Consider the following 1,619-nt stretch of genomic DNA (forward strand, 5'->3'; position numbering starts at 1 on the left):
AGTTTTACATCGGTAGCGACAGTTAACCTGACGAACGAAGCAGCCAAGGCTATGGCGCTTTACGATGCTGACGGATCGTTAGTCGCTCCAGGAGTATCGTCAGTTGAGTATGTCGTAACCGGAACGGGGCTTTCATCAGTGATCAACGCTGACGGTTCTATCACGCTCACCTCTTCTGTCAACTCAGGTGGTAGTAAGGGGTTGGATTTCTTCATTCCAATCACCGGCCACACGAATATCGGTGTTGAATGGTTTGGCTCGAATGCCTCCGTCCTAAGCCCGGTGTTTGTGCAAAAACTTATCTGTAACCAGTTGGCAAGAAGTGCGGGTAACAATGTTCTTTCGACGGTGGGGTTGATCACGGACCATTCAGTCAACGGCAATACGTCGATCCCTATAGGTGCAGCTAATCAGCGAGGCAGTTCGGGGACGATGTGGGCGACACCAAAGAGCGCCTTTTACCTGCGCCTGCGTTTCAATGCCGACAACATAGGTAACGGTGAAAAATTTACGATACATTCGTTGAAACTTGTAAGTTGCTAATCATTGATGCGCTTTTATTATGCGAATATAAAAGCGCGTCATTCACCTCTTCATCGGTATCGCGTAGTCGTAATCTTTCACTGCCTCAAAAACTTCTTCAAAGTCTGAGAATGGTTCGGGGCTTGCTCTGCGCCACTCTCTTTGATAATGCACATCCAGCCAGTACCGATCTTCCTCGTCATGCCACACGCAGAATGATGCACCGGCGTCACGATCGGGGGTTGGGTATGCCTCGTTTTCGTTCATGAAGAAGATTGCCATTCCTGAAGCTCTCATCTTGCGCATGTGTTGCTCCAGTTAAGCCACGCTGCCATCTATCCAATCAGCCCACCACTGCATCATCTCGCGCCTGGTGTCTAGATAGACAGCATGGTTATATATCCCGCGAGTTCCCCCGCCGTTAACGTGCGCAATCTGCGCTTCTATCGCATCGCTGTTCCAATGCTTTTCATTCAGAACGGTGCTGAACTGATGCCGGAAGCCGTGGCCGCACGTCCTGCCTTCATATCCTATCCTGCGAATGACACCGAGGATCGTGTTTTCGCTTATGGTCTTATTCTTGTCGTTCCTTCCAACAAAAACGTACTTGTACTGGCCGGTGATCGGCTGTAGCCCACGTAATAATTCAGCGACCTGCTTTGACATTGGAACCACATGAAGCCTGCGGCCCTTCATTACTGACGGGTCAACGGAGATCATCATGTTCTCAAAGTCGATGTTTTCCCATGCCAGCGTCCTCAATTCGATAGTGCGTAGGGCTGTGTACTGTAATACCTGCGTAGCGACCTTTGAAATGATGCTGCCGCCATAGCCAACTAAGGCTTTGTTGAAATCGTAGATTTGCTCCATTGGCAAGAATGGATAGTTCTTTTTGCGATAACCCTTAAGCGCGTCAACGAGGTCAGGAGCTGGATTGTACTTTGCCCGGCCCGTTACTATGGCGTACCTGAAAACCTCGCCACAGCGTCGCCTAGCCTTGTCTGCTCGCTCCATTGCGCCACGGTCCTCATATAGACGGATAACCTTTAGGAGAACCATGGGTTCAACTTCTTCCATTGTAGTGGTCAACTAATACT

General features: G+C 49.7%; 2 protein-coding genes and 1 pseudogene. 1 reads left to right on the top strand and 2 read right to left on the bottom strand.

The genetic code is table 11. The features are described 5' to 3' along the window. Positions 1–543: hypothetical protein (locus U869_RS0128465; protein WP_029988550.1), on the top strand; the 543-nt coding region annotated here is incomplete at its 5' end. A gap of 42 nt (positions 544–585) precedes the next feature. On the opposite strand, the gene U869_RS0128470 is transcribed toward U869_RS0128465, so the two are convergent. Continuing rightward, a complete protein-coding gene (locus U869_RS0128470; RefSeq protein ID WP_025123870.1) occupies positions 586–828 on the bottom strand; it encodes a hypothetical protein in 243 nt (80 codons plus the stop codon). Between the two features lie 12 nt (positions 829–840). Next, positions 841–1,599, bottom strand: a pseudogene (locus tag U869_RS0128475) (tyrosine-type recombinase/integrase); the annotation flags it as partial. Positions 1,600–1,619 lie beyond the last annotated feature (20 nt).

It is taken from the genome of Serratia sp. H1w, from assembly GCF_000633355.1.
GTDB lineage: Bacteria > Pseudomonadota > Gammaproteobacteria > Enterobacterales > Enterobacteriaceae > Chania.